Origin of the sequence: Sphingomonas sp., from assembly GCF_017304615.1 — a bacterium.
Lineage (GTDB): Bacteria > Pseudomonadota > Alphaproteobacteria > Sphingomonadales > Sphingomonadaceae > Sphingomonas.
The window spans coordinates 1,507,648-1,533,341 of record NZ_JAFKLZ010000001.1 but is presented as its reverse complement, the minus strand read 5'-3'; the positions used below and the strand labels follow the sequence as shown (position 1 = coordinate 1,533,341).

At 63.6% G+C, this 25,694-nt stretch carries 20 protein-coding genes and 1 pseudogene; 14 read left to right on the top strand and 7 right to left on the bottom strand.

Annotated features, from left to right (window positions below):
* Nucleotides 1-77: 77 nt before the first annotated feature.
* The 3 genes from guaA to J0J06_RS07710 all read left to right on the top strand — a co-directional run bounded on the left by guaA (nucleotide 78) and on the right by J0J06_RS07710 (nucleotide 5,546).
* Nucleotides 78-1,646, top strand: a complete 1,569-nt coding sequence (gene guaA, locus J0J06_RS07720) for a glutamine-hydrolyzing GMP synthase (RefSeq protein WP_294040872.1) — start codon at nucleotides 78-80, stop codon at nucleotides 1,644-1,646.
* A 236-nt stretch (nucleotides 1,647-1,882) separates the two neighbouring features.
* Nucleotides 1,883-4,249, top strand: a complete 2,367-nt coding sequence (locus tag J0J06_RS07715; RefSeq protein WP_294040716.1) for a TonB-dependent receptor — start codon at nucleotides 1,883-1,885, stop codon at nucleotides 4,247-4,249.
* Between the two features lie 136 nt (nucleotides 4,250-4,385).
* Nucleotides 4,386-5,546, top strand: coding sequence for an alpha-hydroxy-acid oxidizing protein (locus tag J0J06_RS07710; RefSeq protein ID WP_294040715.1), 1,161 nt, complete (start codon nucleotides 4,386-4,388; stop codon nucleotides 5,544-5,546).
* Between the two features lie 251 nt (nucleotides 5,547-5,797).
* Here J0J06_RS07710 and J0J06_RS07705 read toward each other — a convergent pair whose 3' ends face one another.
* A complete protein-coding gene (locus J0J06_RS07705) occupies nucleotides 5,798-6,694 on the bottom strand; it encodes an alpha/beta hydrolase (RefSeq protein ID WP_294040714.1) in 897 nt (298 codons plus the stop codon).
* A 75-nt stretch (nucleotides 6,695-6,769) separates the two neighbouring features.
* On the opposite strand from J0J06_RS07705, the pseudogene J0J06_RS07700 reads away from it, so the two are divergent.
* A pseudogene (locus tag J0J06_RS07700) lies at nucleotides 6,770-7,016 on the top strand (hypothetical protein).
* On the opposite strand, the gene J0J06_RS07695 reads toward J0J06_RS07700, so the two are convergent.
* Nucleotides 7,013-9,064 carry an NAD(+) synthase gene (locus J0J06_RS07695; RefSeq protein WP_294040713.1) on the bottom strand — a complete coding sequence of 684 codons (2,052 nt, stop codon included), beginning with the start codon at nucleotides 9,062-9,064 and terminating at the stop codon, nucleotides 7,013-7,015. The pseudogene J0J06_RS07700 and the gene J0J06_RS07695 sit on opposite strands and share 4 nt — an antisense overlap.
* 39 nt (nucleotides 9,065-9,103) lie before the next feature.
* Entirely contained in the window at nucleotides 9,104-9,397 is a 294-nt protein-coding gene (locus J0J06_RS07690; RefSeq protein ID WP_294040871.1) for a plasmid stabilization protein, read from the bottom strand.
* A gap of 95 nt (nucleotides 9,398-9,492) precedes the next feature.
* Here J0J06_RS07690 and J0J06_RS07685 point away from each other — a divergent pair, with 95 nt between their 5' ends.
* From J0J06_RS07685 to J0J06_RS07675, 3 genes are read left to right on the top strand one after another with little or no spacing between them, the layout of a single operon-like run.
* On the top strand, nucleotides 9,493-10,260 hold the full coding sequence (locus J0J06_RS07685) for a hypothetical protein (RefSeq protein ID WP_294040712.1): 768 nt from the start codon (nucleotides 9,493-9,495) through the stop codon (nucleotides 10,258-10,260).
* A gap of 4 nt (nucleotides 10,261-10,264) precedes the next feature.
* Complete coding sequence (locus tag J0J06_RS07680; protein ID WP_294040870.1) at nucleotides 10,265-11,743, top strand: DNA polymerase Y family protein; 1,479 nt, start codon at nucleotides 10,265-10,267, stop codon at nucleotides 11,741-11,743.
* The gene (locus J0J06_RS07675; RefSeq protein WP_294040711.1) at nucleotides 11,740-15,312 is read left to right on the top strand and encodes an error-prone DNA polymerase; all 3,573 of its coding nucleotides are present in this window, start codon (nucleotides 11,740-11,742) and stop codon (nucleotides 15,310-15,312) included. Before J0J06_RS07680 ends, J0J06_RS07675 begins: the two co-directional genes overlap by 4 nt.
* A gap of 69 nt (nucleotides 15,313-15,381) precedes the next feature.
* On the opposite strand, the gene J0J06_RS07670 is transcribed toward J0J06_RS07675, so the two are convergent.
* Both J0J06_RS07670 and J0J06_RS07665 read right to left on the bottom strand, forming a co-directional pair.
* Nucleotides 15,382-15,714 carry a hypothetical protein gene (locus tag J0J06_RS07670; protein ID WP_294040710.1) on the bottom strand — a complete coding sequence of 111 codons (333 nt, stop codon included), beginning with the start codon at nucleotides 15,712-15,714 and terminating at the stop codon, nucleotides 15,382-15,384.
* A gap of 222 nt (nucleotides 15,715-15,936) precedes the next feature.
* Entirely contained in the window at nucleotides 15,937-18,027 is a 2,091-nt protein-coding gene (locus tag J0J06_RS07665) for a malate synthase G (RefSeq protein WP_294040709.1), read from the bottom strand.
* A gap of 134 nt (nucleotides 18,028-18,161) precedes the next feature.
* On the opposite strand from J0J06_RS07665, the gene J0J06_RS07660 reads away from it, so the two are divergent.
* From J0J06_RS07660 to J0J06_RS07645, 4 genes are all read left to right on the top strand, one after another.
* Nucleotides 18,162-19,337 carry an acetyl-CoA C-acetyltransferase gene (locus J0J06_RS07660; protein ID WP_294040708.1) on the top strand — a complete coding sequence of 392 codons (1,176 nt, stop codon included), beginning with the start codon at nucleotides 18,162-18,164 and terminating at the stop codon, nucleotides 19,335-19,337.
* Nucleotides 19,338-19,349: 12 nt separating this feature from the next.
* Nucleotides 19,350-20,132 carry an SDR family NAD(P)-dependent oxidoreductase gene (locus J0J06_RS07655; RefSeq protein WP_294040707.1) on the top strand — a complete coding sequence of 261 codons (783 nt, stop codon included), beginning with the start codon at nucleotides 19,350-19,352 and terminating at the stop codon, nucleotides 20,130-20,132.
* 1 nt (nucleotide 20,133) lies between these two features.
* Complete coding sequence (locus J0J06_RS07650) at nucleotides 20,134-21,165, top strand: CaiB/BaiF CoA-transferase family protein (protein ID WP_294040706.1); 1,032 nt, start codon at nucleotides 20,134-20,136, stop codon at nucleotides 21,163-21,165.
* 146 nt (nucleotides 21,166-21,311) lie between these two features.
* On the top strand, nucleotides 21,312-22,346 hold the full coding sequence (locus J0J06_RS07645; RefSeq protein WP_294040705.1) for an amidohydrolase family protein: 1,035 nt from the start codon (nucleotides 21,312-21,314) through the stop codon (nucleotides 22,344-22,346).
* A 115-nt stretch (nucleotides 22,347-22,461) separates the two neighbouring features.
* On the opposite strand, the gene J0J06_RS07640 is transcribed toward J0J06_RS07645, so the two are convergent.
* A complete protein-coding gene (locus J0J06_RS07640) occupies nucleotides 22,462-22,818 on the bottom strand; it encodes a DUF2513 domain-containing protein (RefSeq protein WP_294040704.1) in 357 nt (118 codons plus the stop codon).
* Between the two features lie 63 nt (nucleotides 22,819-22,881).
* Here J0J06_RS07640 and J0J06_RS07635 point away from each other — a divergent pair, with 63 nt between their 5' ends.
* Nucleotides 22,882-23,391 carry a hypothetical protein gene (locus J0J06_RS07635; protein WP_294040703.1) on the top strand — a complete coding sequence of 170 codons (510 nt, stop codon included), beginning with the start codon at nucleotides 22,882-22,884 and terminating at the stop codon, nucleotides 23,389-23,391.
* 161 nt (nucleotides 23,392-23,552) lie between these two features.
* On the opposite strand, the gene J0J06_RS07630 is transcribed toward J0J06_RS07635, so the two are convergent.
* Nucleotides 23,553-23,729, bottom strand: a complete 177-nt coding sequence (locus tag J0J06_RS07630; RefSeq protein ID WP_294040702.1) for a DUF2158 domain-containing protein — start codon at nucleotides 23,727-23,729, stop codon at nucleotides 23,553-23,555.
* A 177-nt stretch (nucleotides 23,730-23,906) separates the two neighbouring features.
* Between J0J06_RS07630 and J0J06_RS07625 the strand changes: the two genes are divergently transcribed.
* Together J0J06_RS07625 and J0J06_RS07620 are read left to right on the top strand one after the other, a co-directional pair.
* A complete protein-coding gene (locus J0J06_RS07625) occupies nucleotides 23,907-24,335 on the top strand; it encodes a hypothetical protein (RefSeq protein WP_294040701.1) in 429 nt (142 codons plus the stop codon).
* A gap of 14 nt (nucleotides 24,336-24,349) precedes the next feature.
* A complete protein-coding gene (locus J0J06_RS07620) occupies nucleotides 24,350-25,174 on the top strand; it encodes a hypothetical protein (RefSeq protein ID WP_294040700.1) in 825 nt (274 codons plus the stop codon).
* Nucleotides 25,175-25,694: the final 520 nt, after the last annotated feature.

Below are 25,694 nucleotides of genomic sequence, written 5' to 3'. Positions count from 1 at the left end.
TAAATTACGGTTCGATGACTTTGGTCGCGCTGGCGCCGTCGGGCTTCACGCCCTGCGCCGATCTGCTATCGGGCGCCATGACCCAGACATCCGCAGCTTTTGGCGATTCGATCCTCATTGTCGATTTCGGCAGCCAGGTGACTCAGCTCATCGCGCGACGTGTCCGAGAGGCGGGGGTCTATTCGGAAATCGCACCGTTCCAGTCCGCCGCCGAGGTTTTCGCCCGGATGCGACCGCGCGGCGTGATCCTGTCGGGTAGCCCGGCGAGCGTGCTCGATGAGGGTAGCCCGCGTATCCCGCAGGAAATCATCGACAGCGGGCTGCCGGTGCTCGGCATCTGTTACGGCCAGCAGGTGATGATGCATCAGCTCGGCGGGACGGTGGAGCTGGGCGACAGCGGCGAGTTCGGCCGCGCCTTCATCGAGATCGACGATCGCTGCGAGCTGTTCAACGGTCTGTGGACCGAAGGCGAAACGCATCAGGTGTGGATGAGCCATGGGGATAAGGTGACGAGCCTCGCCCCCGGTTTCCGCCCCGTCGCCGCCAGCCCGGGCGCGCCGTTCGCGGTGATCGCCGACGATGCGCGCCGCTATTACGCGATGCAGTTCCATCCAGAGGTCGTGCATACCCCGGACGGCGCGAAGCTGTTGAAGAATTTCGTTAGGCACGTTTGTGGCCTCGCGGGCGATTGGTCGATGGCCGAATTCCGCGCCGCCAAGATCGCCGAGATTCGCGCACAGGTCGGCGACAAGCGCGTGATCTGCGGGCTGTCGGGCGGGGTCGACTCGGCGGTCGCCGCGGTGTTGATCCACGAGGCGATCGGGCATCAGTTGACCTGCGTGTTCGTCGATCACGGCCTGATGCGCAGCGGCGAGGCGGACCAGGTCGTGTCGCTGTTCCGCGGCCACTACAACATCCCTCTGGTCCATGTGAACGCGGAGACCCTGTTCCTCAGCGGCCTAGCCGGCGTCACCGACCCCGAGGCGAAGCGCAAGTTCATCGGCAAGACCTTCATCGACGTGTTCGAGGACGAAGCGAAGAAGATTGGCGGGGCTGAATTCCTGGCGCAGGGCACGCTCTACCCCGACGTGATCGAAAGCGTTAGCTTCACGGGCGGGCCGTCGGTGACGATCAAGAGCCACCACAATGTCGGGGGCCTGCCCGAGCGGATGAACATGAAGCTGGTCGAGCCGCTGCGCGAATTGTTCAAGGACGAGGTGAGGGCGCTCGGCCGGGAGCTTGGCCTGCCGGACGTCTTCGTCGGGCGGCATCCGTTCCCGGGGCCAGGCCTCGCGATCCGCATCCCCGGCGAAGTCACCAAGGAACGCTGCGACATCCTGCGAAAAGCGGATGCGATCTACCTGGAAGAGATCAGGAATGCCGGACTGTACGACGCGATCTGGCAAGCGTTCGCGGTCCTGCTCCCGGTGCGCAGCGTCGGGGTGATGGGCGACGGCCGTACCTACGACAACGTCCTAGCTTTGCGTGCCGTGACCTCGGTCGACGGCATGACCGCCGATGCCTATCATTTCAGCGGCGAGTTCCTGTCGCGCTGTGCGACGCGGATCATCAACGAGGTCAAGGGTATCAACCGCGTGACTTACGACTATACGTCGAAGCCGCCCGGCACGATCGAGTGGGAATAGCGAAGACTCGATAATCGCGCGGGGCGCGATTTCGGCTTCGCTATTCGGTGCCGCAAGGCGCCGCTGCAGTCCAGACCGTTAGCGCCAACGGGCGTTGTGCCTTCTGCGCATCATAGCCCCCGTAAACGAGACGAGACGTGCTTTACTGTCGCAATACGGTCACAATTCGCGCCCAGAGGCCCAGCGCATGTTGCGTCGCACCAAATGACGACGCGCTTCTCCAAGGGACCCACGCAATGAAACTTCAGAAGTTCGCCGCGATTCTGCTCGCCGGGGCCGCTACGGCCGCCACCGTTCCGTTCGCCAGCGCGCAGACCGCCGACACGACCCCGGCCGCCGCGACCCCCGATACGGCCGGCGCTCCTGATGGCGACATCATCGTCACCGCCAACCGCCGCACCGAAAACACGCTGAACGTGCCGGTCGCGGTGTCGGTGTTGCGGTCCGAGGCGATCCGCGATTTCCAGGCGGCGGGTGCGGACACCCTGCTGTCCCTGTCGGGCCGCGTGCCCAGCCTCTACGTGGAATCGACCACCGGCCGCATCTTCCCGCGCTTCTACATTCGCGGCCTCGGCAATATCGACTTCTACCTCGGCGCGTCGCAGCCGGTGTCGATCATCCAGGACGACGTCGTGAAGGAGCATGTCGTGCTCAAGTCGAACCCGGCGTTCGACATCGCGCAGGTCGAAGTGCTGAAGGGGCCACAGGGATCGTTGTTCGGCCGCAACACCACCGCCGGCATCATCAAGTTCGACAGCGCGCAGCCGAGCGCCAACTGGCAGGGCCAGGGTTCGCTCAGCTATGGCAGCTATAACAGCGTCAACGCCGACGTCGGCGTCGGCGGTCCGCTGACCAAGGACGGCACGATCAGCTTCCGCCTGTCGGGCCTCTATCAGCGCCGCGACGACTGGATCGACAACGTCTATACCGGCCCGTCCGACGACGGCACCGTGCCCGGCAAGAACGTGATGGGCGGCTTCGAGGAGAAGGACGTAAAGCTCCAGCTGCTGTTCAAGCCGAGCGACGCGTTCAGCCTGCGCCTTTCGGGCCATGTCCGCGACTATAACGGCACCGCGTCGATCTTCTATCGCGGGTCGATCAAGGTCGGCACCAACGCCGTGCCGCCGTCGTTCGATCGCGGCGTCGTGTCCTATGACGAAGCGCAGAACAACACGCAGGCGTACAAGAGCCAGGGCGTCTCGCTGAAGGCGGACTATGATTTCGGGTTCGCGACGTTGACCTCGATCACCGCCTGGGAGCATGCGTCGGGCTTCAGCCGCGGCGACACCGACGGTGGCGCGGCGGCCAACTTCGGCGGCGTGACCCCCAACATCTGCGCGGTCGGTTGCGGCCAGTCGCAGGGTCGCCTGCGCGGGCTCGACCAGTGGACGCAGGAAGTCCGCCTCGCCAGCCCCGACACGGGCCGGTTCAAGTGGCAGATCGGCGGTCTCTATTTCGATGCGCGCGACAAGACCGAGTTCGACCAGCGCTCGTTCTTCCTGACCAACAATTCGCTCGGCACCACGCCCAATCCGAACAACTTCGTGCTGTTGCGCAACATCAACACAAGCTGGGCGGCCTTCGGCCAGATCAGCTATGACCTGACCGACAAGCTGACGCTGACGGCGGGCGGACGTGTCACCAACGACATCAAGAGCACCAACCTGTTGCTCCACCCGAACTTCGCGACGCTCAGTGTGCCGGCGACTGCGCCGACCAACTCGTATGCGTGCGGTGCAGCGACCTATTGCCGTCTTTCGGACACGCAGCCGAGCTGGGACGTGAGCTTGCTCTACAAGCTCGATCCGAACGTCAGCGTCTATGCGCGCTACGCCCGTGGTTTCCGCGGCCCGACCGTGCAGGGCCGTTCGGCGGTGTTCGCGTCGGCTTACTCGACCGCCAATTCGGAAAAGAACACCAGCTATGAAGGCGGGATCAAGGCGACCTTCGCCGATGGTCGCATCAACGTCAGCGCCGCCGGGTTCTATTACGACATCGACAACATCCAGCTCAACGGCAACGACAGCAACGGCAACGGCGTGCTGTTCAACGGCAACAAGGGCAAGGGTTACGGCGCCGAGTTCGAGATCGAGGCGCGTCCGGTCAACAACTTCCGCGTGACCGCGGGTCTCAGCCTGCTCCACACGGAGATCAATGCCCCCAACGTCTATGCCCAGGTGGGTGCTGCGGGCGGCGTGATGTCGCAGACCGTGCTCAACCCGACGGTGCGGATCGGCAACAACTACTATGCCAACATCAACGGCAACCCGTTCCCGAACGCGCCGGATTACAACATCAACGTCAGCGCGCGGTACGACTTGCCGCTGGGCGGTGACAGCAAGGTGTTCGTCGCCGGCGACTTCAACATGCAGGGCAAGACCAACCTGGTCCTGTACCGCAGCGTCGAATATACGTCGGACGGCAATTACGAGCTGGGCGCCAAGATCGGTTACGCTTTCGGCAAGTATGAGATCGCCGCGTTCGCGCGCAATCTCACCAACCGCAAGAACCTGATCGGTGCGATCGACACGTCGAACTATCGCGCTGGCATCTACAACGATCCGCGCGTGTTCGGCGTGATGCTGAGCGGTTCGTTCCGCTGATCCTTGCTCTCCAGGCGCAGGTTGATCCCTGCGCCTGGATGACGGCCGAGTCAGCTCTCAACAGGACCTGACCCCGAGACAGCCGCGCATCGATCCGCCATAAGCGTAGCGACAACGCAGGTGGGAGAGAGCGGCGATGGGCCATTTCGGCGACTATCAGAACGAGATTTACGGCGCGGGGCTGCGCGGCGTGCTGACCAAGCTGCCGGTCGATTACGCCACGCTCGTCAGCCGCGCGACCGCCGCGATGCCGCCGCACGTGCTCAACTACGTCCAGGGCGGCTGCGGCGACGAATGGACGCAGGACCAGAATGCCGCCGCGTTCCGGCATTGGGGCATGGTGCCGCGGATGATGGTCGGCACGACCAATCGTGATCTCTCGACGACGATCTTCGGCCATACCTACCACAGCCCGATCTTCATGAGCCCGATCGGCGTGACCGGCATGTGCACGCCCGACCAGCATGGCGACATCGCCGCGGCGCAGGCATCGGCGACGACCGGTGTGCCGATGACCGTCTCGACGCTGGGCAACGACACAATGGAGGATGTCGCCGGGCATCTGGGCGATGTTCCGGGTTTCTTCCAGCTCTATACGCCGCGCGACAAGGATCTGGCGGAGAGCCTGATCCGGCGGGCCGAAGCGGCGGGCTATCGCGCGCTGGTGGTGACGCTCGACACGTGGGTGACGGGCTGGCGCCCGCGTGACTTGAATGCCGGGAATTTCCCGCAACTGCGCGGGCATGTGCTGACCAATTACTTCGCCGATCCGGTGTTCAGGAAGATGTTGGGGAAGGACCCGGCGTCCGCGCCAGCGGAAGCGACGATGCTCTGGGCGTCGCAATTCGCGCGGCCGCTGACGTGGGACGACATGCCGTGGCTCAAGTCGGTGACCAGGATGCCGATCGTGCTCAAGGGCATCTGCCATCCCGAAGACGCCAGACGCGCAGTCGACATGGGCGCGGACGCCCTGTTCTGCTCGAACCACGGCGGCCGCCAGGCCAACGGCGGCATCGCCGCGATCGACATGCTGCCCGGCGTGGTCGCGGCGGCGGGCAGCACGCCGGTGTGGTTCGACAGCGGCGTGCGATCGGGCAGCGACGTCATCAAGGCGCTGGCGCTCGGCGCGAGCGCGGTCGGCGTGGGGCGTCCGTTCGCCTACGGCCTCGCGCTCGACGGCGCGGCGGGGGCGGCGCACGTGCTCAGGTGCATCCTGGCCGAGGCGGACCTGATGATGGCGGTCAACGGGATGCCGACCATCGAGGCGGTACGGGACGAAGGCGCGGTGCGCGTTTAGCGTTTTCCTACAGGGCGAGTTGCGTGATATCCTGCGGCCCGCTCTCTCTCAGCTTCCATATCCACACGGCATCCGGGTCTTGGGTCCGGGCCCGATACTATTGTGTCGGGGATCAAACGGGACCCCGGCCAAGCCGGGGTGACGACATCGATCGTTATGGGTCAGGGGCAGTTTCGCTGACCCATCGCGATAGTGTCAACTTAGTGTCAACTTCCACGGGTCCGCGCCGCCCCTCTTGGCCTGACCTTGGCCTAACGTTCCGCCGTCAAGGGTGTCTTTGCCACCTGCTCGAACGCATCGAGCACTTGGCCGATCAGCGCCTCGGGCAAATTATGTCCCATGCCCGGTATTTCGACGATCCTGGCGCCGGGGATCGTCGCCGCCGTGTCGCGACCGCCCGCCGGCGGCACCAGCGGGTCGTCGGCGCCGTGGATCACCATCGTCGGCGCGGTGATCGTGGCGAGCGCGGCACGGCGGTCGCCGCTGCCGACGATCGCCGCCATCTGTCGCGCGAAGCCGGGCGGGTAGTGCATGCGCCGGAACCCGGCGCGCACGCGCTCGGTCAATTCGTCCTCATCGGCCGGATAGCCGGGGCTGCCGATGACTTTCTCGGCGCGCACCCCATGGGCGACGATCGCTTCCTCGTCGGCGCCGCTGGGCCGGGTGGTCAGCACCGCCATCGCCTCCGGGCTGGCGGGCGGTAGCATCGGGTTGCCGGTGGTCGACATGATCGAGGTCAGCGACAGCACGCGGTCGGGATATAGCGCCGCGACCATCTGCGCGATCATCCCGCCCATCGATGCGCCCATGACGTGCGCCCTGGCGATCCCGAGCGCGTCGAGCAGCCCGACCGCGTCGGCCGCCATGTCGTCGAGCAGATAGGGCACGTCGGGCTTGCTGCCCATCATCAGCGCGGCGACGATCGCGGTCATCGCGGGCGCCTCGGCATCGTGGAACTTGGTCGACAGCCCGACGTCGCGATTGTCGTAGCGAATCACGCGGTACCCGCGCTCGACCAGCTGATCGACCATCGGCATCGGCCACAGTGTCAGTTGTGCACCGAGTCCCATGATGAGGAGCACCGGCGGCGCATCCTTCGGCCCAAAATCCTCATACTCGATCTCGATGCCGTTAGCCTGCGCCTTCATGCCATTCTCCTATTTCCGGTATGGTCGCAGGGTCACGGGTTGTCGGCAAGTCCCGCGTGGCTCAGAACGCGCGGCATGGACTTCGACGATCAGCTCCGCCGCTATTTCGGGACGACCGACATCGCCTCGCTATCGCCAGACGGCCTCGCGGCGGATGCGTGTCGAGTTCGGCATGGCCAAGGACCGTGGGCGGCGCTTCGCGTTATGGGCGCTGATGCACATGCTCGGTGTCGCGCCCGACCTCGACGTGGCGTTCGATGATCCCGCCGATCGCGACGCGGCGAGGGATTTCATGGAGATGACCGAGCCGAAGGGTGACTAGGGCAGGTTGGCCTTCAGTTCATCGAGGAACGGCTTGGCCGTCCCGTCGGACGGTGCGCGCCAGTCGCCGCGGGGGGACAGCGCGCCGCCCGCCGACACCTTCGGCCCGTTGGGGATGGCCGAGCGCTTGAATTGGCTGATCGTGAAGAAGCGGAACAGGAACTTTTCCAGCCAGCCGCGGATCGTCGGCAGGTCGTAGGCAGCCTTTGCGCTGGCCGGGAAATCGCGCGGCCAGCGGCCCCGCCCGGCATCTTCCCACGCCTTGAGCGCCAGGAACGCGACCTTGGACGGCGCCATGCCGTGGCGGACGATGTAATGCGCGAAGAAGTCGTTGAGCGCATACGGCCCGATCCGCTCCTCGGTCGATTGCAGCGCACCGTCGGCGCCCGCCGGCACCAACTCGGGCGAAATCTCCTGCGCCAGGATCGCCTCCAGCACGCGGTCGGTCTCCGCGTCATACTGGTCGGTGCGGATGCACCAGCGGATCAGGAACTGGATCAGCGTCTTGGGCACGCCGGCGTTGACCGCGTAATGGCTCATCTGGTCGCCGACGCCGTAAGTGCACCAGCCGAGCGCGAGTTCGCTCAGGTCGCCGGTGCCGACCACCAGGCCGTTATGCTGGTTGGCGAGCCGGAACAGATAATCGGTGCGCAGTCCCGCCTGGACGTTCTCGAACGTCACGTCATAGGCCGGCTTCCCGTCGGCGAACGGGTGGCGCATGTCCTTCAGCATCTGCTCGGCGGCGGGGCGGATGTCGATCTCGTCGCCCGCAACGCCCAGCGCGCGCATCAGCGCCCAGGCGTTGGACTTGGTGCCCTCGCTCGTCGCGAAGCCGGGCATGGTATAGCCCAGGATATGGTCGCGGGAGCGGCCAAGCCGGTCCATCGCCTTCGCCGCGATGATCAGCGCGTGGGTGGAGTCCAACCCGCCGGATACGCCGATCACCAGCCGCTCGGCCTTGGCCGCGACGATGCGTTGCGCGAGCGCGGTAACCTGGATGTTGAACGCCTCGTAGCAATCGGCGTCGAGCTTCTCGGGGGTGTTGGGGACGAACGGGAAGCGGCGGATCTCGCGCCGTAGCCCGGCATCGGCGAAGTCTGGCTTGGCCTCGAACGTCACGCGGCGGAACGCGCCGGGCTCTAACCCTTCGGCGCGCGCGGTGTCGTTGAACGTGCCGTTGCGTATCCGCTCCTGCCGCACGCGGCCGCAATCGACGTCGGCGATGAGCAATTCGGCCGCGTCGTCGAACCGCGCGCTTTCCGCGATCAGTTCGCCGAGTTCGTGGATCATGCCCTGGCCGTCCCAGGCGAGGTCGGTGCTGCTCTCGCCCGGCCCTGCGGCGGAGAAGACATAGGCGCAGATCGCCCGCTCGGACTGCGCGGCGGAGAGGAGCATTCTTTGGCGCGCTTTGCCGATGACGACGTTGGAGGCCGAAAGGTTGCAGCACACCAACGCGCCCGCCATCGCGCCATAGGTTGAGGGCGGGATCGGGGCCCAGAAATCCTCGCAGATCTCAGCATGGAAGATGAAGTGCGGTAAGTCGCTCGCGGCGAAGATCAAGTCGATGCCGAACGGCGCGACCTGGCCGGCGACCGCGATCTCGTCATCCACGATGTCGTAGCCGCTCGCGAACCAGCGCTTCTCGTAAAATTCGCGATAGTTGGGGAGGTAGCTTTTCGGCACCACCCCCAGGATGCGCCCGCGATGGATCGCGACCGCGCAGTTGTAGAGCCGCCCGTTCTTCGCCAGCGCCGCGCCGACCAGCAGCACCGGCTTCAGCTTGGCGGCCGCCGCCGCGATCTCCGCCAGCGCCGCGTCGGTCGCGCGCTGGATCGAATCCTGCAGGTGCAGATCGTCGATCGCGTAGGACGTGACGTTGAGTTCGGGAAAGACGAGCAAGTCGCACGCTTCGTCATGCCCGTGCTTCGCCAGCGCGATCGTCGCCGCGGCGTTGGCCGCGACATCGCCCACGCTCGCGATCGGCGTGCAGGCCGCGACACGCAGGAACTCATGCGCATGGTGCGAGAAGAAACGGTGCGTCTTCGCCATGGCCGCCGCTTAGCGCCGAACGCGTTACGGCGCCACTAATCAGGCGTTGTTGTTTTTCCGTCGCGTGTCCCAACCCTTGCGGGCGGCCGCCGACCGCGCCTCCGGTGAGCCGGCCTTGTGCGCTCGCCCGCCGCGCGCCGAGGAGACGTGCGTATCCTTCTTGCCGCGGCCGGACCCGGACTTGTTGCCGCCACCCGATTCCCTGTTCACCGTCGCCCAGGCACGCGCTTCGGCTTCCTTCTTGGGCGTGCCGCGCTTTTCGTAGCCTTCCTCGATATGCTGCGCCTTGCGTTTCTGCTTGTCGGTGTACGCGCTCTTGTCGCCTTGGGGCATCCTGACCTCCTGTTCGATCGTCGCAAAACGCATGAGACAGGCGCCCGATCCGAATCCGATTGCATCCCTCGCATAAGAACATATCATGAACAAATATGCCCGAGTCGGTTGCCTCGCTCAGCAAGTTGCGGCGGCGTCTGGCGCGCATCGAAGGGGTGCGTCCGCGCGATAGGACCGCGCGGGTGACGACCGGGTGCGCGGCGGTCGACGACTGGCTCGGCGGCGGGCTGGCGCGCGGGCGGTTGCATGAGGTGATCGCGGCCGAGCGCGAGGATGCCGGCAGCGTCGCCGGGTTCGCGGCGATGCTGGCGTTTCGCGCGGGGGAGGGGCGGCCGTTGCTATGGCTGCGGACCGAGGCGGCGGAGCGAGCGTGCGGGAAGCTCTACGCGACCGGGCTCGGCGAATTGGGACTGGAGGCGAGCGCGGTGCTGGTCGGTCTGGTCGCCGACGATACCGCGTTGCTGAAGGCGGCCAACGATGCCGCGCGGTGCGCGGGGCTGGGCGCGTTGCTGGTCGAATGCTGTGGCGATCCCAAACCGCTCGACCTTACCGCGACGCGGCGGCTGATGCTGGCGGCGGAGGCGTCTGGGGTGACGGTGCTGTTGCTGCGGATGGCGGCGGTGGAAAGCCCGAGCGTCGCCGATACGCGCTGGCGTGTGCGGCCGGCGCTGTCGATGCCGCTGGACGATGGCACGCCGGAAGGAGCGCCGGGGAATCCGGCGTTCGAGATCGAATTGTTGCGCCGCCGCGCCGGTCCCGCCGGCGTTGCGTGGCGCGTGGAGTGGAACCGTGACCGACGCATCTTCCAGGAACCCGCCGCCGCGCCGTTACCTGGCGCTGTATTTCCCGTGGTTGCCCACTGAACGGCTGCGGATCGCGCGGCCGCACGCATTCGTTGGTCGCGAAGGTTCCCCCTATGTGGTGATCGAGAAGGTGAAGGGCGCCAACCGCCTGCATGCGGTGGACCCGGTGGCGGCGGGACTGGGGATCGAGCCGGGCGGGACGTTGGCCGATACGCGGGCGCGCGTGCCCGAACTGGCGGCGTTCGACCATGCGCCGCACGACGACCATACCTGGCTCGAGCGGCTGGCGGACGGCTGCGCGCGCTACACGCCCTGGGTGATGCTCGACGCGCCTGATGGGCTGGTGCTCGACGTGACCGGGTGCGTGCACCTGTTCGGCGGCGAGAGCGCGCTGGCGGCGGACGCGGTGGCGCGGTTCGAACGGCTGGGCGTCGTCGTCAGCCACGCCTTTGCCAGCAATCCCGACGCGGCGCGGGCGCTGGCGCGCTATCGCCCGAGCGGCGCGAGCGAGGGCGAAGCCGTGCGGCGCCTGCCGGTGGCGGCTTTGGGGCTGGAGGACGAGGCGACGCTGGCGCTCCGGCGCGCGGGGCTGAAGACGGTCGGCGATGTCGTGGTGCGCCCGCTATCGGCGATCGCGGCGCGGTTCGGCGAGGCGGCGGCGACCCAAGTGCGGCGGATCATCGGCGAGGCCGACAGCCCGCTTGCGCCGCGTGTTGTCAGGCCGCCGCTCCACGTCGAGCGCCGCTTCGCCGAACCGGTGGCGCGGACGGAATATGCGCTGGAGATACTCGGCGCCCTGATGACGGAGGCCGTCGAGCGGCTGGAGGAAAGCCATGAGGGCGGGCGCCGTTTCGTCGCGCGTTTCTTCCGCACCGACGGGCTGGTGCAGCGGCTGGCGGTCGAGACCGGTCGGGCGAGCCGCGACGTCGCGCTGGTGCTGCGGCTGTTCCGCGAGCGGATCGACACGCTCGCCGATCCGATCGATCCGGGGTTCGGGTTCGATTTGATCCGCTTCGACGTACCGGTCGCCGAACGGCTCGACGCCGCGCAACTGAAGCTGGAGGGCGGGGCGGTCGCCGAGGCCGAACTTGCGGCGCTGATCGATCGCCTGTCGACACGGCTGGGGCGCGGGCGCGTGCGGCGGTTTGCGCCACGCGACCGGTACTTGCCCGAACAGGCCGAGTTCACGCTTTCCGCCGCCGATCCGCCGACCGCCGGGGCGTGGCCAGTACCCGAACCTGGCGAACCGCCACTACGCCCGATCCACCTGTTCGACCCGCCACAGCCGATCGACCATGTCCTGTCCGAAGTCCCTGATGGCCCGCCGCTCAGGTTCCGCTGGCGTCGTACGCTTCACGACGTTGCGCGCGCCGAGGGACCGGAACGCATCGCCGCGCCCTGGTGGACGCCGCGCGAAGCCCCGACCCGCGATTATTACCGCGTCGAGGATCGCCGCGGTCGCCGCCTGTGGATCTTCCGTCACGGCCTGTTCGAGGACGGCAAACCCGCGCCCAACTGGTATGTCCATGGGGTGTTCGCGTGACCGGTTTCGCTGAACTGGTCGCGGCGACCAATTATTCGTTCCTGCGCGGCGCATCGCATCCGAGCGACATGGTCGCCGAGGCGATCCAGCTGGGGATGCGGGGGATCGGCATTGCCGATCGCAATACGGTGGCGGGTGTCGTGCGGGCGCATGTCGCCTTGCGTGACTGGCGAGCTCGATCACTGGATGGTTGGGCGAAGGAGAAGGCCCGACACGATGCAGATCGCCCTTGGGAACCCTTTCCCGACCCCCCGGAACAGCCAGTCGCCGATCCCGATTTTCGGCTCGTTGTCGGCGCGCGGCTGGTATTCCGTGACGGCACGCCGGATATCGTCGCTTATCCTGCGACGCGATACGGCTGGGGACGGTTGACGCGATTGCTGACCGAGGGGAATCGGCGCGCGGCCAAGGGCGGGTGCCTGCTCGATCTCAAGGACTTGATTTCGCACCATCAGGATTTGTTGCTGATCGTGCTGGCCGACAACAGCTTCGACCCGGCGGAGGTGGAAGCGCTGCCCGAGAAACGGCGAGTCGATGAGGCGCAGGATCGCGGTTTCCTCCTGCTCGGTGAGGACAAGGCAGAAGAAATCAACGTCATTCCATTCCCTGCGCGTCATGCCGGGCCTGCCCCGACATCCGCGGGGCAACGGCAAGCGGGGTCCATTGTCGAGATGCGGCCCCCGACACAAGGCGGGGGCGGCGATTCGCTTGAGGCCACTCTTTGGCGCTTGAAACGCTTGGTCGGCGACCGTTTGTGGCTCGGCGCCACGGCGCCGTACAGCGGGCGCGATCGGCGGCGGCTGAACCGGCTGGCCGAGATCGCGCGGGACGCCGGTGTGCCGATGATCGCGACCAACGACGCGCTCTATGCGACCGGGGAACAGCGCCAGCTCCACGACATCGTCACCTGCATCCGCAAGGGCACAAACGTGAAGGCGGCCGGCCGGTTGCTGGAGGCGAATGGCGAACGCAGCCTCAAGCCGCCGGCAGAGATGGCGCGGCTGTTCTGCCAATACCCTGACGCGATCGTGGAGACCGGGAGACTGCTCGGCCGGATCGCCTTCACGCTCGACGATCTCCGCTACGAATATCCGCACGAACCGGTGCCGCAAGGATGGGAGGCGCAGGATTGGCTCGAACATCTCGTCTGGCAGAGCGCGCTGGAGCGCTACGATTTTCGCGTCCCCGACAAGCTATATGCCCTGTTGTACGAGGAATTCACGCTGATCCGCGAGCGCGGTTATGCCTGTTATTTCCTCACCGTCCACGACGTCGTGAAGTTCGCGCGCAGTCAGGATCCGCCGATATTGTGCCAAGGCCGCGGATCGGCGGCCAATTCGGTGGTGTGCTTCATCCTGGGCGTCACCTCGGTCGATCCGATGAAGTTTGACCTGCTGTTTTCGCGCTTCGTCTCCGCCGAACGCGACGAGCCGCCTGACATCGACGTCGATTTCGAACACGAGCGGCGCGAGGAAGTGATGCAATACGTCTATCGACGATACGGTCGCCATCGCGCGGCCATCGCCGCGACGGTGATCCACTATCGTTCGCGCAGCACCTTGCGTGAGGTTGGCAAGGCGCTGGGCATGAGCGAAGACATGACCTCGCGGTTGTCAGGGACGATCTGGGGCAGTTATTCCAACGAGGTCGAGGAAAGCCGGATCGTCCAAGCTGGTTACGACCTCGACAACCCAGACGTCGCCCGGCTCAAGGGGCTTGTCGACCAGCTCCTCAAATTTCCGCGGCATCTGTCGCAACATGTCGGCGGCTTCGTGTTGACCCAGGACCGGCTCGACGAAACGGTACCGGTCCATAACGCCGCGATGGCAGACCGCACCTTCATCGAATGGGACAAGGACGACATCGACGCGTTGGAGTTGATGAAGGTCGATGTTCTGGCGCTTGGGATGCTGACATGTATCCGCAAAGCGTTCGACCTTATCGCCGATAGCGGCGGGGAGCGGCACACGCTCGATACTGTGCCACCCGAGGTCGAGCAGGTTTACGACATGCTGTGCGCGGGCGACAGCCTGGGACTGTTCCAGGTAGAAAGCCGCGCGCAGATGAGCATGTTGCCCCGGCTGAAACCGCGCCAATTCTATGATCTGGTAGTGCAGGTGGCGATCGTGCGCCCCGGGCCGATCCAGGGCAATATGGTGCACCCGTATCTCCGGCGGCGATCGGGCAAGGAGAAGGTCGAATTTCCCGTCCCCGATCCACGGCTGGGGCGCCCGGACGAATTGGTCGCGGTGCTCGGCAAGACGATGGGCGTGCCCTTGTTCCAGGAACAGGCGATGAAGCTGGCCATCGTCGCCGCCAAATTCTCGCCTGAGGACGCCAACCGTTTGCGTCGCGCGATGGCGACGTTCCGCAATGTGGGGACGATCCACAATTTCGAAACCAAGATGGTCGAGGGAATGGTAAAGCGGGGCTACGAACGCGATTTCGCGCAACGCTGCTACGAACAAATCAAGGGTTTCGGCAGTTACGGCTTTCCCGAAAGCCATGCGCTGGCGTTCGCGCGGCTGGTCTATGTATCAGCCTGGCTCAAATGCTTTCATCCGGCGGCGTTCGCTTGCGCGTTGCTCAATTCGCAGCCGATGGGATTCTACGCGCCGGCGCAGATCGTTCGCGACGCGCAGGAAAAAGGAGGGGTCGAGGTGCGGGCGATCGACGTCAACGCCAGCATCTGGGACAATCAGCTCGAGTCCGGAGAACAAGGCCTCACACTGCGTCTCGGCTTTCGTCAGATTGACGGATTTCACGAGGAGTGGGTGAAGGCTCTCGCCGATGAGCGCGCCGCCGCACCCTTCGCCTCGATCGAAGAAGTCGCCCGTCGTGCCGGCCTGCCATCGCGCGCGCTGCGTCTCCTCGCGGACGCGGATGCCTGGGGATCGATCGGCAAGGGGCGGCGCGATGCCTTGTGGGAGGTGCGGCGGACGCCGACGGGCGAATTGCCGCTGTTCGCCGCGGCGCGCGCGCGTGAATTGGGGGTGGAGGAGGACGCCCAACTGCCCGCAATGCCGCTGAGCGAGGAGGTCAGTACCGATTACCAGATGACCCGGCTGTCGCTCAAAGGCCATCCGATGCAGTTTCTGCGGCCGGTGTTCGCGGCGGAAGGCGTCAAAAGCTGCCAGCAGGTATCCCACGCAAAAAACGGCGCGCGCGTCACCGTCGCTGGCGTCGTTCTGGTCCGCCAACGCCCCGGCAACGGCAATGCGATCTTCATCACGCTGGAGGACGAAACCGGCATCACTAACGTCCTGTTATGGGCACGCGTGTTCGAGGCGCAGCGGATGCAGGTCATGGGATCGCGACTGATGATGGTCGAAGGAGAGGTGCAGCGTAGCGCGGAAAGCGAGGGCAGTGTCGTCCACCTGATCGGCGCGCGCGTGGTCGATCGCACCCACGAACTGGCGCGGCTGTCGGAAGATAGCGTCATGCGGACGGTCATGGCGCGCGCCGACGTCAACATGACGCCCGATCCGCGGCATGTAAAAGCTACCGGTAGTGGCGGTCGTCACCCGCGCGACGTCCGCATTCTGCCCAAATCGCGCGACTTTCACTGATGGACAAAAGAAAGGGGCGACGGACTCACGTCCGCCGCCCCGCATCCGATCATCCAGACGCCGATGCGATCAGGTGAAGACCGCCGTGTCGCCGCGGCAGACGTTGATATTGTCGCGCTGCTGAACATAGGCGTCGCTGAACTGCACCTTGATATCGTACAGACAGATGTCGCCCGTACCCATGGTGAAGTTTGAGGTCGTCCCCGGCTTGACGGCGTAATCGAGCATGACCTCATGCCACGGATCGCCCTCTTCGCCCGCCCGCGCATACCATACGCGCTGAATCGAGACCTTCGAATTGGTGTTCTTGACGGTGAAATTGCGCCCAGAAGGCATCCCGGCGGTCGCCATTCCCGCAACGAGCAGGCTGGCCGCCACGCCGACCTTGATCAACTTGAGCATTGTCGTACCCCCAAACCCGGATTGCACACGACGGACGAATCCGACAGCCCTCAGGCTAACATATTTCCCTGATTTTTGCGAGTGGAAAGTTACGCGGGCGACTCGATTGGCGCGCTCGGGTTCCGCCATCCCAATTCGTCCTTATCGCTATTGTAAAATAATGACATTCTGCCCACCGGAATGCGCTTAATTACGCTGTCCATTTTGTCCAATTGTCCAAAATTAGCGCGATTTGGCTTCCGCTCTGAACCGATGGAGCAGCGGCTCCGTATAGCCATTGGGCTGCATGGTTCCTTCGAACACCAACGCACGCGCGGCTCTGAACGCGGGACCGTCCGGGCTGTCGACGAGCGGCCGGTAGAGCGGATCTCGCGCATTCTGCGCATCAACCTTTGCCGCCATCCGCGCGAACGCGGCATCGACCTCTTCGGGCGTGCAGACGCCGTGGAGCAGCCAATTGGCGAGTGCCTGGCTGGAAATGCGCAAGGTCGCGCGATCCTCCATCAGGCCGACGTCATGGATGTCGGGCACCTTCGAGCAGCCGACGCCCTGGTCGATCCAGCGCACCACGTAGCCAAGGATGCCCTGTGCATTGTTGTCGAGTTCGGCGCGGACTTCGTCGGGCGTCCAGTTGCGGCCAAGCGCGAGCGGCACGGAGAGCAGCGCGTCGAGCGGCGCGACTGGTTCGGCCGCGCGCTCGTGTTGCCGCGCGAACACGTCGACACGATGATAATGCGTCGCGTGGAGGGTCGCCGCGGTGGGCGAGGGGACCCAGGCGGTGTTGGCGCCGGTCCTGGGATGGCCGATCTTCTGGTCGAGCATGTCGGCCATGCGGTCGGGCGCGGCCCACATGCCCTTGCCGATTTGCGCCTTGCCGGAGAGGCCGCAGGCGAGCCCGATCTGGACGTTGCGGTTTTCGTAGGCGGCGATCCAGCCGGACGACTTGATCTCGCCCTTGGGGATCATCGGCCCCGCCTGCATCGAGGTATGGATCTCGTCGCCGGTGCGGTCGAGGAAGCCGGTGTTGATGAACGCGATCCGCCCGCTGACCGCCTTGATGCACGCGGCGAGGTTGGCCGAGGTGCGGCGTTCCTCATCCATCACCCCGACCTTGATCGTGTGGCGCGCGAGGCCGAGCAAATCCTCGACCGCGTCGAACAAGGCGTTGGTCAGTGCGGCTTCGTCGGGGCCGTGCATCTTGGGTTTGACGATGTAGATCGAGCCCGTCCGGCTGTTGCGGCGCGGGCCGTTGATGTCGTGGAGCGCGATCAGGCTGGTGACGATCGCGTCGAGGATACCTTCGGGCGCCTCGCCACCGTCGGGCAGGCGCACCGCTGGCGTGGTCATCAGGTGCCCGACGTTGCGCACGAACATGAGCGCGCGGCCGGGCAGGGTGAAGCTGGTGCCGTCGGGGGCGATATAGCGCCGGTCATCGTTGAGCCGACGTGTGAGTTGCTTGCCGCCCTTGTCGAAGCTCTCGACCAGATCGCCCCGCATCAGCCCCAGCCAGTTCGCATAGGCCGCGACCTTGTCCTCCGCATCGACCGCGGCGATCGAATCCTCGAGGTCGACGATCGTGGTGATCGCGCTTTCAAGGATGACGTCGGCGATGCCGGCGGGGTCCGTTCGCCCGATCGGATGCTCGCGATCGATCACCACTTCGATATGCAAGCCATTATGCTTGAACAGAAGATTGTCGCCGGCACGGCCGACCAATTGGGCCGGATCGGCAAGGACCGGCGATTCGGTCAGATCGGCCCACGACCCGCCGGCGAGGGGTACGGCTTCGTCGAGAAAGCCCTTTGCCCATGCGATCACCTGGGCGCCGCGATCGGGGTCGTAGCCGCCCGGCTTGGCCGTGCCGGGCAATGCATCGGTGCCGTACAGCGCGTCGTAAAGGCTGCCCCAGCGCGCATTCGCGGCGTTGAGGACGAAGCGCGCGTTGAGCACCGGCACGACGAGCTGCGGCCCAGCAGTGGTGGCGATTTCCGGATCGACATTCTCGGTCGTGATCCGAAACGGCGCGGGCTCTTCGACCAGATAGCCGATCGAATTCAGGAACGCCTGATACTCCTGCTGGTCGATCGCCGTGCCGGAGCGCTGGGCGTGCCAGCCGTCCAGCTCCGCCTGGATAAGGTCGCGCTTTTCGAGCAGCTTCGCGTTCTGCGGCGCGAACTCGGCGAAGATCGCGGCCGCGCCGGCCCAGAACGCCTCGGGCGCGATTCCCGTGCCGGGCAAGGCGCGCTGTTCGATGAAATCGGCAAGCTCGGCTGCGACCTGCAACCCGTGACGATCAGTGAAACCTCCGGACACGCACAACTCCATTCAGAATGAGTGGGGAGGAGCCGTGCCAATACACCGACGAACCATACCGTCCACACGAAAATGAGCTTGCCGCTCGCGTCAACCGGTGGCTATCTGCAACTCAAATCATAGGAGAGGCTCGGATGGCGGAAGCATATATCGTCGCTGCGGCGCGGACCGCGGGCGGACGGCGTGGCGGCAAGCTGAAGGACTGGCACCCGGCCGATCTGGGCGGCGCGGTGCTCGACGCGCTGGTGCAGCGGTCGGGGATCGACGGCGCGGCGGTCGAGGACGTCATCATGGGCTGCGTGATGCAGGCGGGCGAGCAGTCGGCGCATATCGGGCGCAGCGCCGTCATGGCCTCGTCGTTGCCCGATTCGGTGCCCGCCGTGTCGATCGACCGCCAGTGCGGGTCGTCGCAACAGGCGATCCAGTTCGCTGCGCAAGCGGTGATGTCGGGGACGCAGGACATCGTCATCGCGGCGGGCGTCGAGAGCATGACGCGCGTGCCGATGGGTCTCGCGAGTTCCGCCCCCGCGCAACTCGGCATCGGCGTCGGCCCGTGGTCGCAGAAGATCAAGGACCGCTACGGCGTGCCAGGGTTCAGCCAGTTCGTCGGCGCCGGGATGATGGCGCAGAAATACGGTTTCAGCCGCGAGGAGCTCGACGCCTTCTCGCTCGAAAGCCATCGCCGCGCGGCCGCGGCGACGCAGGCGGGGTCGTTCAAGGACGAGATCGTGCCGCTCGAAGTGGTTGATGAACAGGGCAACATCGTCCTTCATACCAAGGACGAGGGCATCCGCTACGACGCGACCATGGAGTCGATGGGCGCGGTGAAACCGCTTGGCGAGGGCAGCGTGCTGACCGCGGCGTCGGCCAGCCAGATCTGCGACGGGTCGTCGGGCGTGCTGATCGTCAGCGAACGCGCGCTGAAGGACCACGGCCTGACGCCGCTGGCCCGCATCCACAATTTGACCGTCACGGCAGGCGACCCGGTGATCATGCTCGAGGAGCCGCTCCCCGCGACGCAGCGTGCGCTCCAGCGGGCGGGCATGAAGATCGAGGACATCGATCTCTACGAAGTGAACGAAGCGTTCGCGCCAGTGCCGCTGGCGTGGCTCCGCGTGATCGGCGCGGACCATGCGAAGCTCAACGTCAATGGCGGTGCGATCGCGCTCGGCCATCCGCTCGGCGCAAGCGGCACGAAGCTGATGACGACCTTGCTCCACGCGCTGAAGGCGCGCGACAAGAAATGGGGCCTGCAGACGATGTGCGAAGGCGGCGGGATCGCCAACGTCACGATCGTCGAGCGGCTGTAAGGGAGAGATATCATGAAGCTGGACAATTCGGTGGCCGCGGTCGTCACCGGCGGCGCGTCGGGGCTCGGCGCGGCAACCGCGCGTGCGCTTGCGGCGAAGGGTGTCAAAGTCGCGATCTTCGACATGCAGGCGGAGAAAGGCGAAGCGGTCGCGGCGGAGATCGGCGGCGTCTTTTGCGAGGTCAACGTGACTAGCGACGACAGCGTCGATGCCGGCTTCGCCAAGGCGCGCGCCGCGCATGGGCAGGAGCGTGTGCTGGTGTGCTGTGCCGGCACCGGCAATGCGATGAAGACCGCCAGCCGATCCAAGGAAGACGGCAGCATCAAGCATTTCAGCCTCCAGGCGTTCGACTGGCTCATCCAGATCAATCTGATCGGCACCTTCCGCTGCGTTGCCAAGTCGGCGGCGGGGATGCTGACGCTCGATCCGCTGGAGGATGGCGAGCGCGGCGCGATGGTGATGACCGCATCGGTCGCGGCAGAGGACGGCCAGATCGGCCAGGCGGCCTATTCGGCGTCGAAGGGCGGCGTGGTCGGCATGACACTCCCGATCGCGCGCGACCTGATGGGCGAGGGCATCCGTATCAACACGATCCTGCCGGGCATTTTCGAGACGCCGCTGATGCAGGGCGCGCCGCAGAACGTGAAGGATGCGCTGGCCGCGTCGGTGCCGTTCCCGAAGCGGCTCGGCAATCCGCCCGAATATGCTCACCTCGCGCTGACGATGATCGAGAACGGTTATTTCAACGGTGAGGACGTCCGCCTCGACGGCGCGATCAGGATGGCGCCGCGCTGACATGCCGGGGCCGCTGACCGGCATTCGCATCGTCGAGCTCGCCGGGATCGGGCCGGGGCCGTTCTGCGGGATGATGCTGGCCGATCATGGCGCGGAGGTGATCCGCGTCGATCGGCCGGGCAAGGCGGGCGATCCGCGTAGTCCAACGACTCGCAAGACCGCCGACCCGCTGCTGCGCGGGCGGACCAATGTCGAACTCGATCTCAAGTCGCCGGATGACATCGCGAAGCTCCGCGACCTGGTGAAGACCGCCGACGGCCTGATCGAGGGATTTAGGCCGGGGGTCATCGAAAGGCTGGGGATCGGGCCGGATGTGCTGCTGGCTGACAATCCAAAGCTGGTGATCGGCCGTATGACCGGCTGGGGGCAGGACGGCCCGTATGCCGCCGCCGCCGGGCACGACATCAATTACATCGCGCTGTCGGGCGTGCTCGGCGCGATCGGGCGGGCGGGTGAGAAGCCGGTGCCGCCGATCAATCTCGTCGGCGATTTCGGCGGCGGGGCGATGATGCTGGCGTTCGGCATGGTCAGCGGGTTGCTCGCGGTCAGGAACGGTGCGCCGGGCCAAGTGATCGACTGCGCGATGACCGACGGCTCGGCGTTGCTGATGGCGATGATGTGGGGGTTCCGCGCAACCGGCATGTGGGCCGACGCGAAGGGCACAAACCTGCTGGATACGGGCGCGCCGTTCTACGACACCTATGAGACGGCGGACGGCGGGTACGTCGCCATCGGATCGATCGAACCGCAATTTTATGCGCTGCTCCGCGACAAGTTGGGCATCGCAAGCGACCCACTGTTCGACGGCCAGTTCGACCGTGCGCAATGGCCGGCGCAAAAGGAGCGGCTGACCGCGATCTTCAAGTCGAAGACGCGCGATGAATGGTGCGCGCTGATGGAAGGCACCGACGTTTGCTTCGCGCCCGTATTGTCGATGGCGGAGGCCGCGTCGCACCCGCACAATGTCGCGCGGCGCACCTTCGTCGAGATCGACGGCGTCCTGCAACCCGCGCCCGCGCCGCGCTTTCGATAGGTAGTTTTCGCCCGTTGGAACCCGGTTCGCGCTTTTAGTGAAAGCTGTCGCGTATCCCGTTTGGATAGTCGCGCGCTACTTGTCGTCTTCCTGCCCGCCTTCTAAGCGCTTCTTCGAATTCAATCGATTCAGCGGAGACGTAAATAATGGCCCGGGAAAATCGGTTGTTGGTCGTGGCAGCTTTTGTGTTGGCCTTCATCACGACCGCACCCTCCGGCGCTTCTGCCCGGGAGCCGATTATCGACATGCATCTGCACGCATCCGCCGCTGACGAGCAGGGGCCACCGCCGCTGGCGATGTGCACGCCCCTCTATCCAATGCCGGTCTGGGACCAGAAGACCTCCTGGCCGGAGGCATTGATCTACTTCTTCAAGCATCCGACGTGTCGCGATCCGATCTGGTCTCCGACGACCGACGGCGAGATTATGCGCCGATCGATCGCGATCATGGAGCGGCGCAATATCATCGGCGTGGTCAACGATCGCCAGAGCGCGGTGGCCGCGTGGCGCAAGCTGGCGCCGGAACGTATCCTGCCGGGGCTGTCTCCCAGTTTCGATGACTTTTCGGATGGTCCGGCAATGCTGGCCGCCTTTGCCGCGGCGAAGAAGGCCGGCGACATCGCCGTCATCGGCGAAATCGGAACCCAATATGCCGGGATCTCGCCCGACAGCCCCAAGCTTGAACCGTTATGGTCGATGGCGGAGGCGTTGGACCTTCCGGTATCGCTGCATATTGGCCCCGGTCCCCCGGGGACCCCGTATCTTCCCGGCATGGGCTATCGCGCTCGAATGAGCAGCCCGCTGTTGCTCGAAGATGTGCTGGTGCGGCATCCGAAGCTGCGCCTCAACCTCATGCACGCCGGCTATCCGATGCTGGATGACACGCTGGCGTTTCTCTACGCGCATCCACAGGTTTATGTGGATACCGGCGTGATCGCTTATACCCAGCCGCGTGCTGCGTTTTACCGTTATCTCAAAGCGCTGGTCGATGCCGGCTTTGGCAACCGCGTCATGTTCGGCTCGGACCAGATGGTCTGGCCCGAAGCGATCGAGCGATCGATTGAGGCGATCGAACAGGCGCCGTTCCTGTCGCGCGCTCAAAAGCGCGACATTCTTTACAATAATGCGGCGCGCTTCCTGCGGCTCGACCAGGCTACGATCAAACGCCACTGGGCGATGTAGCGACAGCCCGGGAACGCGACATGCAGCGCCTTGCGGATTTCGCCGCAAACTCGATTGCTGGGTGATTGCGGTATTATGGCGCAAACGCACCACGAACTTGATCAGGTTGAGCCAGTCAGCCGATCGGTAGTCCCAAGGACGCTGCCTTCGCGCGGAGGAAGCCCTTCGCCAATTCTCCGAGCAAAGTGATCGACCACGAGCCGATCTTGGCCGCTCCGTCTTTCGTCTGCCGCCAAATCTCGGGATCGCGCACGCTGTCGAGAAACTCGTGTCCTGCCCAAGATAGGCGATAAACGTTGCGCTGGGTGCTTTCCAAGAACCCGCCCGAATGAAGCAACACAATATACTCGACGGTCTCGGCTCCGTCGTCAGTTCCGCCCATAGATGGCGTGTCGTAAGTTAGGACGAAGGGACCGGTCTTTGCTTCCAGTGCCAACATCACGCCGCGCACCTTGTCCATGTCGCGCTTCATTCGATAACCTTTCAATTTGCAGCGGATCGCAGTCTAAATTCTCTATCTTACAGGAGCGGCGGAATGGTTTCGTGGTTAGAGGCCCATGATAAGCTCGCCGGATGGGCTCAGTTCGCCGGCGCGATGCTGGCTCTTGTTGTAACCTATCTAACTGCGTTCATTCCGATTTGGTATCACAAGCGCCAGCTAAAGAAGGCGGCTGCTAGGTTGCTGTCTCACGGTTACGAAGTCATCGAGAGCTACCACACAACGCCTAACTTTCTTCCTCTCTCACTGCCCCTCCGTGGCGGAGCGTTAGCGGTTGGCGGCGTTATTGATGAGATTGCTCGTTTTCCAATTTATGAATTAGATGACCAAGGCAGCCGATCGCTGGCGCGGCACCTTGTTGCTCTGAACGCTGTTTTGCTTGCCGTTCGCCTCGTCTTTGAAAATATGGCTGAAACCGTGGGCGACCGAGAAGCGACTGTGGATGAGCGAGATATGCTGGTAGAGTTTTTGGGCCAGCAATTGGAGGTCGTGCGAAAAATGTTGGCTGGTGAGGTGATGGAGCGACCCCTTTGGCAGAACTTCTAACCATAGCGATCCTCGACCGCCGCCGGACCGTTACTTAATTCCGAAACGGTCAAAAGCTCCGGTGTCGTCCACCAGCAAGCTACATTCTCAGTGTAGTAGTGCAAATGCGCAAATGGGCCAGACGGTCTATTCCAGCAAACGCACCAAGTGGTGCGCGGTCGCTAGAAGCCGCCAAAGGTGTTCTCAAATGGCTTTAGCGTTCTTGGGTCAAACGATGACCGCTCGACCTTCTTGCCGTTAAACCATACGCAATCGATGCTCCCACCTTCCACGCTTTCGACGGTCATGATCTCACCGCCGGATTTGAGTATCACCGTATCGCCTATCTGATAATCCATTCGCGGTCTCCTCTTAGTGCCTCATAGCCGAGGCCCGATTGATCCGGAATTAGCGACAAACGCACCAAGCGGGCTCACCATATGGCAGACCTAGCCCTGCTTGAGTTAGTTCGTTATCGTCTGTGCCTTATAGTCGATGCCATGCGGGCCAAAGGCTGTGCCTGAAGGAGAGCATACGTGACCGAAGATGAGCTTGTCTCCTACATTTCGGCAAAGACAAAGGAGCAGTGGGAAAGCTATGAGGCCCCTTATTTGCTAACCTCAATCGCCACTGATTTACGCAAAGACGGAAAAAATTACAAAGATGTAATTGGAGAAGAGCGCCTAAAAACATTTGCCAAGCGGCTCGAAGAGCAGGGTGTGGTTAAAGTTGTGGAGCATCCAATACAAAAACCTAAGATTGGGGTAATCCCTCCGGAAGCTGAATTTGCTTATACCGCCGACGATGCCCATTCGGATAGCGAAAGGCGTTTGCCACGTATTACTAAGTCGTCTAATGAAGTTGTCCTAATACAATTTTTTAGGGCTATAGCTAGCTTGCCCGATGACTTAGTCGAACAAGTCATTATTCCGACAAAGGTGCTTGCTGCTCTCACGCGCCGATGAATCTACGAGTCTGTTTGATTTCGCCTGACCGTGATCTATCGAGTTTCTTCGGTAGGTTAAAGGATAATGTTGCGCCCAAAGAAGTGCTCAATAGAGGCTATTATGCCTCGCATCGCGTTTCCCTCGCGGCGTCCAGCTATATACCACATGATGGTCCCTCAATTGAGGGATTGGAAAACTTCCTCATTGAAGAGACTTTAGATGCAGAGAAATGCATTCTTCTTATTGATTTGAGATGGCAGCATTTAACTGAAAATGTTACTAATATAATGTTTCCCGTGCCAATTGACTTTGGGTTGCTGGGCGGGAGTCCCCTTAACTTTTTTCACAAAAGCATAGCAACAGGATTGCGAGCCTTTAGCCATTTGGCATGGAAATTTGAACAAGCAAGCGACGTTAAACTGTTGAGTCTTCCATTCAGAAACTTCGCAGGTAATGATTTGAGCGAACTCAAGAGGCTGTGCTCGGCAGAAACGTTACGACCAGACTTTAACAATTTAGTTGACAAACAGTTGCTTTCATTAAGGAAGCGAGTCCGTCCTAGGCGTCAAAGCTCTTATGGCACCCGCTACGCAGTTGACGACGATAAAAAGTTCTTTGTGTATGGAAATGAACGCCACGCAAAACCGGAGACAGGAGGCCATCATAAGCCATACTGCTACCTAGCTGCTCGTTTTCGGTTCGGCTTTCGTATTGAGGCGGACCGACATTACAACGTATCAGAAACCGAGGCTGATCGAACGTCGATCAGCGGACAGTTCTGGAATTGCCATGGCGTGAGCAACGACGAGAAGCGTGATACCCATCTGAACATGTTTGCGAGTGATATGTATTATTAGCAGAAAGGCGGAGGGCATCTCTGCCACTCCGCCCAATCTCGTTGCCTAACGCTTTCTCCCTTCGCTGCGGCGGTGGACCGAATTACCTCACGGAAACAAAAGTTCCGGCGCTCTCCAGTCTTCCCATCCAGGCATTTTAGTTCAGGAATGCTCAACTAATTTGAGGTTCATCCCTAAACACAAAAGGCACGTAGACAAATCCGGCTCATGGAGACCGACGCCGGGGTTAACCGGCATCTATCTACTCAAAAGCGCTACCTTTGTAACATACAAAAGGCAGCTTATCAACCCCGAATGTGAGGGATTGTTCCTAAAATGTGGAGCTTCCTGCGCATCTTAAACTGATTCTTGCAAGCTCTTAGATTGAGATAAGGTTAAAGCTAGCCGGTGCAATGAGCTTGCTAACGCGCTGGAAGCCGCTGTAACATTAGCGAGCCCCGCAACGGCTTAGTCACCTGAGCGGGGTGTGCATCACGCACTGAACACGGGTCCGCCATGTCGGGCGGCCCGCTCAATAAAA